This window comes from Microcoleus sp. M2_D5, assembly GCF_036701935.1.
GTDB lineage: Bacteria > Cyanobacteriota > Cyanobacteriia > Cyanobacteriales > Microcoleaceae > Microcoleus.
Map to the genome: position 1 here is coordinate 51752 of NZ_JAUBRP010000039.1, position 10900 is coordinate 62651.

Genomic DNA, 10900 nt, shown 5'->3' on the forward strand with positions numbered 1-10900 from the left:
CGTCGCAAGGAGTCGGAACAATGCCAAGTGCAGTACCACTAATTTTTCTCGAAGGGCGGCTACCCGATGAAAACGCGGATAGTTTGGATAGCGGCACGGTGCCGCAGCCTACGCCGTCGCCGGGAACGGAGCCGATGATGACGGGGACGGAGCCGATGATGACGGGGACGGAGCCGATGATGACGGGGACGGAGCCGATGATGACGGGGACGGAGCCGATGATGACGGGGACGGAGCCGATGGTGACGGGGACGGGCCCGGACATTTCGATCACCCCGGTGCCGCGGCCACCTCTGACAGTTCCGACGCCTCCCCCAGAGCCACTTTTTGTCGATGGCTTAGTTGTCGCAAATGAGGGCAGTAACTATTTAATCGGCAGCTTGTTCAATGACACGATTGCCGGGGGTGCCGGCGACGACACACTTTTGAGTCGGGACGGAGACGATCTACTCAGGGGCGAAGACGGTAACGATTCTCTCAACGGCGGCGCTGGTAAAGATATTGTTGAGGGCGGGCGCGGCAATGACACGGCGCGGGGCGGCAAAGGCGATGACTTGGTTTCTGGCGACGAGGGCGGTGACGTAGCTTTTGGCGACCAGGGCAACGATCTTGTCTTGGGTGCTGAAGGCAACGACTCGCTGTACGGCGGTAAAGGCAATGACTGTCTGCGCGGCGGTGGGGAGGACGACCTGATTTTTGGCGACAAGGGCAGTGACACTGTTTTTGGCGACACGGGTAACGACTGCCTGATAGGTGGCGCTGGCAATGATATTTTGTTGGGTTCCGAGGGCGGGGATGTTATCACCGGCGGTGTTGGTAACGATACTGGTGATGGGGGCGAGGGTGATGACCTGCTCTTCGGGGGCGATGGCAATGATTCTTTGTCTGGAGATGCTGGGGATGATATTCTTTCGGGCGATCGCGGGTCTGATACTCTGACAGGAGGCGAGGGATCGGATATCTTTGTTCTCGGTAGGGTGGGCACGTCGCCCGGTAGCAACGGGTTTCTCACTACTGGCGGCCGCGAAATCGGCGATGCTGATGTAATTAGAGATTTTAATGCGGGAGATTCGATCGGTCTGGCTGGAGGTCTGAACTTTACAGAGTTAGAAATTTTCCAAGGCCAAGGCTCGAATTCTAGCAACACGATTATTAGGGACAGGCGAACTGGGGAATTTTTGGCGGTGTTGATTGATGTTCGATCGAACTCGCTAGATGAATCTCGGTTCACTACAGCTCAAATACCCCGCGTAGACGACAATCCTTTCACCATTGAGGGGACAAGTCCTTCTCCGACTCCGGCACCGGGGACAACACCTTCTCCGACTCCGGCACCGGGGACAACACCTTCTCCGACTCCGGCAACGGGGACAACACCTTCTCCGACTCCGGCAACGGGGACAACACCTTCTCCGACTCCGGCAACGGGGACAAGTCCTTCTCCGACTCCGGCAACGGGGACAAGTCCTTCTCCGACTCCGGCGACGACTCCGACTCCGGCGACGACTCCGACTCCGGCGACGACTCCGACTCCGGCGACGACTCCGACTCCGGCGACGACTCCCACTCCGGCGACGACTCCCACTCCGGCGACGACTCCGACTCCGGCAACGAGTCCGACTCCGGCACCGACTCCGAGTCCAACTCCATCACCGGGGACAACTCCGAGTCCAACTCCATCGCCGGGGACAACTCCGAGTCCAACTCCATCGCCGGGGACATTGCCGACACAGGTTCCGAGTCCGAGTCCGAGTCCAAGTCCGACTCCGACTGCGGGCGGGACAACTCCGAGTCCGATCCCTTCCATAGTCCCGACTCCAACTGCGGCGCCCCCAACTCCTCCGCCTTTGGGCGGGGGGCCGACTCCGCCGAGTTTTACATCTCCGACTCCTAACCAGCCGCCGATCGTGGAAGCGGGCAAGACGGTGACTGGTTTGCAGAATTTGCCTCTTTCTCTGAGCATTTCGGCGCCCAGCGACCCGGAGGGCCAGCCGCTGTCGATCGCGGTAGTCGGACTTCCCAATCCTACTTTCGGTCAGGTAATTACGGGTACGAACCCGATCGCCGTGAACCAAAAGTTAACCGTTCAGGATTTACTCGGGCTGACATTCCAACCTGGAACAAACGCGATCGGGCAAGCCGGTTCTTTCAGCTACAGCGTAGCTGACGACCAAGGCGGCACCGCAGCAGCGTCAGTGGCGATTAACATCAATTCTTTCGATACCTCCGTAACTGTTCCAACTATCCTGTCGCCGATTGCTGTCGATGACGGCATCGTCTTTACCAATACGAATAATTTGCTGCCCACTTTCATCGACGTACTGGCGAACGATTCCAGCCCACAAAAAGGGACACTCAGCATTATCAATGTCAGCACACCGCAACTGGGCGTAGCTGTAAATCTTGTCTCTCAAGTGCAATTCATCCCCGGCAACGTAGCGGGTACAACTGCTTTCACCTACAGCGTCAGCGACGGATTCGGGACAGTTCCGGGCGTAGGTACTGTCACCGTTCAAATCTTGCCGGCTGATAGCGGGCCTAACAATTTAGTGGGGGGTTCTTTGCCGGACAATTTGGACGGTTTGTCGGGCAGCGATACTATTGATGGTCAAGGCGGCAACGATACGATTAACGGCGGTTTGGATAACGACGTGCTCGTAGGCGGCCTCGGCGCAGATACCATGACAGGGGGCGGCGGCAGCAATCTATTCCGCTATACCAGCCCTGCACAAGGTGGGCCGGCTTTTGATGCCGCTTCTTCGGCGGCGATCGAGGCTGCGATCGCGGCGGGCGGATACGATGTGATTACTGATTTTAGCGGTCTCGGTGTGCCGATCGCCGATCAGTTTAATTTTGCCCCCGGATTTGCCAATCTCAGCGGTAACACCCAAGTTCTGCTGAATGTGCAGACAACGGTTTCTGCAAATATTCTGGGAGGAACTGCTTTCTTGTTTGCCTACGATTCCGGCGGCAATACTTACATCATTTATGACGGCAATGGCAATAACCTCACCGGCAGCGATTCTCGCATTTTGGCGAAGTTAAATGGTGTAACTGGGGTTTCTGCTCTTTCGGAATTTGACTTAACGTTTATCTAGGAAGATAAGAGGTTTGAAACCGCAGATAAACGCGGATAAACGCCGATTTTCTTGGCAGTTTATCCGCGTTTATTTGCGTTCATTTGCGGTGAAAAATCAAATCCGATTATCTTCAGAAAACAATCCCAGCAAAGGCAAGAGAATAGCGCCGAAATTTGAGAAAAATCAGAGGTTTGAAACCGCAGATAAACGCGGATAAACGCCGATTTCCTGGGCAGTTTATCTGCGTGAATTTTTGTTCATCTGCGGTGAAAAATTAAATCTGATTATCTTCAGAAAACAATCCCAACAAAGGGCCGAGAATAGCGCCAAAAACAAAGCCACCAGCGTGGGCCCAGTAGGCAACTCCCCCGGATTCCATGCCGACACTTGCCGGGGCATTCAAGGACGCCAGGCCGCTTAATGCTTGCTGTGCAAACCAAAATCCTAGAAAGAAGAAAGCGGGGACTCTGACGGTGGTAATAAAGATTCCCAAGGGCAGCAGTGTCAGAACTTTGGCTTGGGGATATCTGAGAATGTAAGCTCCCATGACGCCTGCGATCGCGCCGCTAGCACCCAGGGAAGGAATGGCCGATGCTGAGGAAAAAAACCACTGAGTTAGTGATGCTAAAACGCCGCAAGTAAGGTAAAATATTATAAATTTGACGTGTCCTAAACGGTCTTCTACGTTGTTGCCAAAAATCCACAAAAATAACATATTTCCGGCAATGTGGAGAAAGCCTGCGTGCAGGAATTGGGAGCTAATTAGTGTCGTCCATTCGGGAAATGGCGAAACTGGCAGAGCAACCCGACACATATTGCTTAACTGGCAAGGAATTACGGCCCAAGAGTAGAAAAATTCGGTTAATTGTCGATCGCCCAAACTGAGTTCGTACAAAAATACTAATATGTTTGCGGCAATCAGCCCGTAGGTGACGTAGGGAGTGATAGTAATTGGATTTTCATCGCGTAAGGGAACCACAGCCTTTTTTTCCTCATCAAAATATTGGCAACACAGTAGCGCATTTATAGCCCATGTGTCTCCTGTCTAAAGGAAGAGGGGACAAGCCAATCGATTTTAGATTTTAGATTTTAGATTTTGGATTTAAAGAATTGAAGATTTAAAGAATTGAAGAAAGCGACCTCATATCATTTCCGGTCGAGGGAACGCGATTGTTGTAGGGGCGGGTTCACCAACAATACCTGCCAATAATTGACAATCTCAAAAACCCGCCCCGACCGGGATACTAGGGTTATACCACTTCTCCAAAATCATGCAACAGTTATGAGTAAGGTGCGTCGCTGTAAGATAGTCGCTTTTTTTGATAATTTAAGGGTAGCGACGCACCCTACAGCTACTGTTGCATGATTTTTTATAATTAGTATTAATCCATCGGACATGATATTACGGAGGTATCCGGGGGCTGCTTATCGGATACTATATTTTTTATTTGTACACGGATGAATCGGGGGGCTTGTACCGCCCCCGGATGCCGCAAGCTTCCTTCAAACCCGCCGTGTTCCGGTGAAACAAAAATAAAACCCATTTAATAAAACCCTCCACCTTGCAGTTAGTTGAATATCTGCTTTTTAGTGTTGGGTTTTATTTTACCGCAAAGGCGTATATTGTAGGATTGCAGGGGAAGTTTGTAGTTGCGATATTGGTACTGATTTTCACCTCTAAACCAAAGTACAAACTTATTTATCCCCTTGCTGATTACATTTTTACAGCAGGGCTAGTCGAAGGTTTGGGAGCTTTAATTTCCTGGGAAACTGCACGGGCGCGGAAGAGTTTAGCAACGACTTGTTCACACTTAGACAAATCCGATTCAATTTCTGTAAAAATGGCCGTTGATACCGGATCTGTGAACTTCACCCGCAGGTTGTTGATATCGACAACACCGGTTTGCAAATCACCCAGAGTGCTCCGCAGCAAGAACGTTTCATCGGTTCCTTGCATCGAGGCTTTTAATTTAGCGTATTTGTCAGCAATTTGGGCGGGAATTGAGGGTTTTTCACCGAAATCGTTGAGGCGCTTTTCGATAGCGAGGATGTGGTTCTGTTTATTTTGAATCATCTCTCTCAAGAGCGATCGCAAATCGCTATCTTGGGTTTTTTCCGCATAATGTTCAAATGCTTCGCAAGCATAGCGTTCCCCTGCGAGGGCGGTATTCAAACCTTTAACAATGTCGCCTTGTGTAGAACCTCCCCAACCATTAGCTAATTTCCACCATTCTGCATTTGTGTCAGTTTCTTCGGGCAAACCGACTTCTTTTCCGCCGTAACCGAGGCGAGCCATAATGGCGGTGGTAAATATTGCTAAATCTCCCGGTTGGCGGGAAGTGATCAAGTTGCCGTCAACTACTAAAGCTTCGTTAATGTAGTTAGCCCCGGCATTAGTCATGTCTGTTTTAATTGCCAAGAAACCAGTCGCATTTTTGCCTTTCAGCAAGTCGGCTTCAATCAAAACTTGCGGGCCGTGGCAAACAGCAGCGACGATTTTTCCTTGCTCAAATGCTTCTCGTACAAACCTTACTGTATTGGGATTAGTCCGCATCTTATCTGGAGCCATGCCGCCGGGAATTATCACTGCATCGAATTCTGCAGGCACTGCTTCAGTGGTAGTTCCGTCAGCTTGCTGGGCAACTTTTCCTTGTTTCCCTGCATACTTTTCGTTTGTCCGCGAACCGAGGACAACTACATCAAAATTTGCTTGTTTTAAAGCGTTGTAAGGAACTAGAAATTCCGAATCTTCAACTCCATTTTCGATGAGTATGGCAACTCGTTTGGTGTTGGTGCCGTTATCTGTTGTCACAATCAACTTTCCTCAGACTATCTTTTCATATAACACTAATTCATTTATGATGTTTTTAGCGTCTTGCTAAAGTGATAAATTAGTGAGTTTTAAAAGAGATCGGGGTGAGCCTTGAGAGGTATTTTACAGAACTGTCTCAATGCACGTAAGAGGCTCCATTAATGTCGATCGTAGTTCCGGTAGCGTGCGTAGCCAAACCCGACGCTAAAAACGCGATAACATTGGCAACATCTTGAGGAGGAGCGATTTTGCCGATCGGGATATCGCGAATAATATCAGCTTCACCGAACTCCTGAATAAACTGATTAGACATTTCTGTACTGACAAATCCCGGTGCAACTGTAAAAGCCAAAATATTATCAGCCGCAAACCCTCTAGCAATGCTGCGAGTTAAAGCAACAATAGCACCTTTTGAGGCGGCGTAGTGCAGATAATTCGGGTCATCACCGCGAAAAGCAGCGCGACTTGCTATATTAATAATTGTACCGACCCTGCGAGTTTTAAAATAAATAATTGCTTCCCGGCACAAATCGGCAACGGCAACTAAATTAACTTGTAGAGTTTGCTGCCAAACAGAAGACCAAATATCGAACTCGTCCTCTATACCCGCTGACTGCATAATTCCAGCATTATTAACTAAAATATCAATACGACCCCGCCATTTTAAAGCATCTCGCCACAAAATCGAGGCAGCATTTTCCACCATCAAATCGGCGGCCAATAAATAACAGCGATCGCGCCCAACACTTGCTGCGATCGCTTCAGCTTCTTTCTGACTGCGAAAGTAATGCAAAATCACCTCAGCCCCAGCATTAACCAGAGTCCGCACCGTCACTGCACCAATCCCTTTCGAGCCACCAGTTACTAAAATTACCTTTCCGGTTAAATCAATCATTTCTCTATCTCTATCTTTTCTCTTTCTCTGCGCCCTCTGCGCCCTCTGCGGTTAATAAAAAAAATAAATCCCCTTCACACACGAAATAGAATTGCTATATGATACAGCACATTCCATCTAATTTATATGACTTTACCTCATGCTGATGGATATCTGCAACACACATCTCCAAAAAAATCCAAATCCTTTCCCCTGTTGGTTTCTATTGGAAATATAGTCACTGGTTGCAGCACTATAGCTTCTTTGTCCTTAAACTCGATAACTACAGTGGATTCGGCAGCAGAGGTCGAATTAACTCCATAATTCGGTCAGAATTAAAATTATTGATATAATTAGTGAGTGCCTTGGACAAACCTGCTTTAGATTCGGGAATTTGTTCAATTAATTCGTTCATAACTTCGGTATCGAGATAGTAAGTGGCGTGATACATTTGTTCTAACCACTGAGGGGGCATCATGGATAGATATTCTACAGACAGCGTTTCAACAAATAGTTTTTTGGTAGTTGGTTCTACGACTTCGTAAATATATTGCACTCCCAAATACTTAGCGATTTTGTCAAAAATGTCTCTCTGCTGAAATGGCTTGCCTATAAAGTCGTTACAGCCCGCCATAAGAACTTTCTCTCGCTCTTCTTCAAAAACACTGGCAGTTAAAGCAATAATGACAGTTTCTTGGCTTTTAGGAAATTTTCTAATATATTTAATAGCAGTGTAGCCATCCACGATCGGCATTCGCAAATCCATCAGAATTAGGTGCGGCCGCCAACTCTCCCACAGTGAGAGTGCCTCCACTCCCTGTTTTGCCTCTCTCACCTCAAAACCAACCGAGGTAAGGCTATCGACTAACAAGCGGCGATTTTATTCTAAATCTTCAACAACAAGAATGCGGTAACTTGGTTGTCCGCGAGCTAAATCAATTACTCTTTGATTAATTGATTCTGGGGGTAAGGATTCTGCTTGAGGTAACTGTACACCAATCTCAAAGGAAAAAGTGCTACCTCGGTTTAAAGTGCTTTTAACCCGAATCTGACCGCCCATAAGTTTGACGAGTTTTTGAGTGATGGCTAAACCAAGCCCGCTGCCTTGACTCAAATTATTTCCAGCTTGGGCTTGCACAAAAACCTTAAATAATTTATCAATTTCTGCAGGCGCAATTCCGACACCTGTATCCTCAACTTCAAAACATAGGTGACAGGACGTTTGGTCTCTTTGTGTTGTTCTTACCCGTAGGGTGATGCTTCCTTGATTGGTAAACTTAATCGCATTACTCAGTAGATTTGTCAAGACTTGATATAGTTTTTTCTCATCTGTATGCACAAATTGAGGAATGTCTGGCTCTTGCTCGACAACTAGCTGTAATTCTTTAGATTGGACTTTAACTTGGAACATTTCTTCAATAGATGTCAGCAAATTTGCCAAATCAAACTCAGAAGGATTGAGTGTCAGCCGTCCGCTCTCTATTTTGCATAAATCTAAAATATCGTTAATTAAGTCTAATAAATGTCTACCGCTACGATTGACAATCTGTAAACGTTCTTGGAGAGAAGGAGTCAGATTGCTCTCATAGCTCATCAATTGCGTGAATCCCAAAATTGAGTTGAGGGGGGTGCGGAGTTCGTGGCTCATATTGGCAAGGAAGACAGTCTTGGCTTGGTTTGCTTCATTTGCCTGCTGAAATTCCAACTCAGCTTGTTTGCGATCGCCAATGTCAATTAAATATCCCAAGATTTCTACTGGTGTACCTGAATCATCTCGAATTAGCCTAAGCTGAGCCAGCATCCAGCGATAAACCCCATCGGAGCGACGCAAACGGTATTCGTGGAAGTAAAAATCATTAACGGATAGATTTGCTAAGCCATTCAGCACTGGTTCTACATCATCGGGGTGTAAGTGATTCACCCAAAATTTAGCATCTTCTAAAAACTCGCGGCTTTCGTAGCCCAATATATCTTTGATATTTTCGCTGATGAAAGTTGCGCTATAATCGCCGGCTGGTTTACTGCTAAAAATGACAACGGGGCTGTAGTTTAGAAGAAAGTTGAGGCGATTTGTGGTAGCTTGCAAGGCTTGCTCAGCCAGTTTTAGCTCTGTTGCGTCTTCCTGAACGGCAACATATACAGTTCCGTATTCAGGATGCTCAAACATGGATGTATTAACTCTGCACCAAAAGAGAGTTCCATCTTTCTTTTTATTTTGGACTTCATATTTCGCTTCCCCGTTATGTTGAATTTGAGTGACGATATCTAGAACTGTTACATCGGGTGTAAAATTTGTATTGACATAATTCAAGACACCAAGGAGTTGACCTGCTAGTTCGCCCTCTGGGTAGCCAAACATAGCATTAAAGATTGGATTGGTGTAGACGATCGTGAGGTCTGAGGCTTTGATCGAGCACACTCCTCCTGCCATGTTATTCATGATAACGCTTTGAAGTTCTAGCGTTTTTTGAGCTTCTTTTCGAGCTGTAATTTCTTGGATTTGAGAAAGAAAATGCAGTGGCTTTTTTTGTCCATCTTGTACTAGCGAACCATTAAGAATAATCCAAATAATATGTCCTTGTTTGTGGAAATACCGTTTTTCCAGTTGGTAAGTTGAAATAGTTCCTGCTAATAGTTGATGTGCATAACTAAGATCCCGGTCTAAATCGTCAGGATGGGTGATGTCTTGGAAAGTTAACGCTAACAACTCTTCTGAGGAGTAGCCAAGAATCTGACATAAGGCAGGATTGACTTTAATCCAGTGCCCATCAAGTGCAACGATCGCCATTCCGATAGAGGCATCTTCAAACGCATGGCGAAACTGCTCTTCACTGTTTCTTGACATACTCCCCGCCCGCTCAGGGTTAGGATTCTAAGGACTCAAGCAGGGATCGCAGGGCAAGCCTGTCTAACATCCCCTAACCCGAACGTAGATGTCCCTACGTTCAAAATATTTACTGAAGCATTCTCATCGCGATCGTGTCCTGTGTTGCAACTAGGGCAACGCCAGAAACGATCGGAAAGTTCTAATTTTTCGTTGACACGTCCACACTTAGAGCAGGTTTTAGAGGAAGGAAACCAGCGATAGATAAATACGATGACCTTATCTTTTTTCTTGGCAACCCATTTTAATATCTGCAAGAACTCAGCAAATGCTAAGTCCTGGATCTTCCTTCCCCAAAGACGTTGCATCCCCTTAAGGTTGAGGTTTTCAAAACACAGCAGATCATACTTATCGGTTAAGTCATGAGCAAGCTTCCAAAACCAATCAGTACGCCTATGGGTGATGTCTTCATAGCGTCTACATAGATTTTTCCTGGCGCGTTCCCAACTTTTCGATCCCTTCTTTTTGCTGCTAAGTTCCTTTGATGCTTTCCGAATCAAGCTAAGCGACCCTTTGAAAAATTCAGGACAATCTATTTTTGTGCCATCAGAAACGGTTAGAAATTGTTTCAATCCAAAATCAAACCCTGCTGCTTTACCAGACTTGAGCTTGAAGATCGAATTGTCTACACCATCTACCACAACGGCTAAAAATAGTTTTCCCAGGGGTGAACGCTTCACGGTCACAGTCTTTACAGTCCCTTCAATCTCTCTAGACTTATGAAACTGGTAGACTTTGTTTCCGATCTTAATTCGGTTAGCACCTAGAAACTTATACCCGGCTTGCTTCAAAGTGAATGAACGATACTTTTTAACTTTTTGGAATGAGGGGGGTCTAACTCCTTTGCTATGGTGTTTGAAAAATAGCTGATAGGCTTTATCAATTCGCTGGCAAATATCTTGTACAGCTTGCGCTCCTACCAGTTGCCAGAGCTTATTTTTATTTCTCAGTTTGGCAATGTGCTTCTGAAGTTTTGCACAGTTCAAATGCTTACCCCACATCGAATAATACCTCTTGTGCAGTGCTATACAGTGATTCCAGATTTTACCCGAAGCATTGATAGCCCGCTTCAGGTATCTGTTTGGTTTGTGGGAGTAGAATTTGAACTTCAGTGTTTTCATGCTAACATGATAGCATACAGATAGCATAATGACAGCATGAAAACAATTACCTTAAGTAGGTCGGCGGGAAAATTTATAAGTATGTAACAAAACATTAAGTAGGACGGTCGGCTCTCAATTTAATGCGTT

Annotated in this window: 7 protein-coding genes; 1 reads left to right on the top strand and 6 read right to left on the bottom strand. The window is 46.8% G+C overall.

Features of this window, described 5'->3' with window-relative positions; all coding sequences use genetic code 11:
- The first annotated feature begins 20 nt into the window (after positions 1-20).
- Positions 21-3098: an Ig-like domain-containing protein gene (locus QUA50_RS17365; RefSeq protein ID WP_333265245.1), complete on the top strand. Its 3078-nt coding sequence runs from the start codon at positions 21-23 to the stop codon at positions 3096-3098.
- 256 nt (positions 3099-3354) lie between these two features.
- Here QUA50_RS17365 and QUA50_RS17370 read toward each other — a convergent pair whose 3' ends face one another.
- The 6 genes from QUA50_RS17370 to QUA50_RS17395 all read right to left on the bottom strand — a co-directional run bounded on the left by QUA50_RS17370 (position 3355) and on the right by QUA50_RS17395 (position 10798).
- Entirely contained in the window at positions 3355-4059 is a 705-nt protein-coding gene (locus QUA50_RS17370) for a rhomboid family intramembrane serine protease (protein ID WP_333265244.1), read from the bottom strand.
- A gap of 735 nt (positions 4060-4794) precedes the next feature.
- Positions 4795-5892, bottom strand: coding sequence for a DJ-1/PfpI/YhbO family deglycase/protease (locus tag QUA50_RS17375; RefSeq protein ID WP_333265243.1), 1098 nt, complete (start codon positions 5890-5892; stop codon positions 4795-4797).
- A 136-nt stretch (positions 5893-6028) separates the two neighbouring features.
- Positions 6029-6787 (bottom strand): SDR family oxidoreductase, encoded by a 759-nt coding sequence (locus QUA50_RS17380; RefSeq protein ID WP_333265242.1) that lies wholly within the window; start codon positions 6785-6787, stop codon positions 6029-6031.
- Between the two features lie 262 nt (positions 6788-7049).
- A complete protein-coding gene (locus QUA50_RS17385) occupies positions 7050-7637 on the bottom strand; it encodes a response regulator (protein ID WP_333265241.1) in 588 nt (195 codons plus the stop codon).
- 9 nt (positions 7638-7646) lie between these two features.
- Positions 7647-9611, bottom strand: coding sequence for a PAS domain S-box protein (locus tag QUA50_RS17390; protein ID WP_333265240.1), 1965 nt, complete (start codon positions 9609-9611; stop codon positions 7647-7649).
- A 35-nt stretch (positions 9612-9646) separates the two neighbouring features.
- Positions 9647-10798 carry a transposase gene (locus QUA50_RS17395; RefSeq protein ID WP_333298559.1) on the bottom strand — a complete coding sequence of 384 codons (1152 nt, stop codon included), beginning with the start codon at positions 10796-10798 and terminating at the stop codon, positions 9647-9649.
- Between the last annotated feature and the right edge of the window lie 102 nt (positions 10799-10900).

Excerpts from the sequence above, each read along its gene's own strand:
- QUA50_RS17365 (WP_333265245.1), top strand. The coding sequence starts at position 21 with ATGCCAAGTGCAGTACCACTAATTTTTCTCGAAGGGCGGCTACCCGAT.
- QUA50_RS17380 (WP_333265242.1), bottom strand. The coding sequence starts at position 6,787 with ATGATTGATTTAACCGGAAAGGTAATTTTAGTAACTGGTGGCTCGAAA.
- QUA50_RS17390 (WP_333265240.1), bottom strand. The coding sequence starts at position 9,611 with ATGTCAAGAAACAGTGAAGAGCAGTTTCGCCATGCGTTTGAAGATGCC.
- QUA50_RS17395 (WP_333298559.1), bottom strand. The coding sequence starts at position 10,798 with ATGCTATCTGTATGCTATCATGTTAGCATGAAAACACTGAAGTTCAAA.